General features: G+C 33.9%; 1 protein-coding gene. It reads right to left on the minus strand.

The window, feature by feature from the left end; translation table 11 throughout:
* Positions 1 to 11 precede the first annotated feature (11 nt).
* Positions 12 to 596: hypothetical protein (locus E1171_RS23225; RefSeq protein ID WP_222931282.1), on the minus strand; the 585-nt coding region annotated here is incomplete at its 5' end.

Raw genomic sequence — 596 nt, forward strand, 5'->3', positions numbered from 1 at the left:
TGAACTTTCTATTAACCATTTGAAAGAGAATCCGGGTTAAAAACCCCTATTTCTGACATTTTTAAGAATTCTTTGGAGTAGTTATTTATAGCCAGAATTATGTCGTAAGATGAAGTTTTTAGAAGATATTCCGTGCTAAAACGTTGTCGGCAGAAAATCATGAATCGGTCCAATTGATCCCCTTCAAAGGAAGTAAGGTCTTGCACCAACTTTTTATTAAACTTTGAATCAATGATTTTCTGTTGTGGAGAATTATTCAAGATTCTGGAATAAGCTCTTTTTTCCTTCTCCTTTTTACTGAATTTGGAAGAGATGGAATTAACTGGAATTAAAAATACAGCAATGGTGCTTTTGTCATTAGAGACTCTCTTTCTCTTTGGGACTTTTATTTGAAAAGGTAAGGGGATATTAAATTCTTCCTCTGGATTGGGTTCATGGGCCAAAAGGTTTCGCTTAAACCTCCCTTCTGTTGGTAAATCAATTATACTAACTTCATCTAAATGAATTGTTCTTGGTTTTAAAGCAACAGTAATCAATTTATCGAATTTGTTGGAATTATCGACAAGCAGGGTGTCATTTATAAACTGAACGCCAGA

It is taken from the genome of Xanthovirga aplysinae, from assembly GCF_009711365.1.
Taxonomy (GTDB): Bacteria; Bacteroidota; Bacteroidia; order Cytophagales; family Cyclobacteriaceae; genus Xanthovirga; species Xanthovirga aplysinae.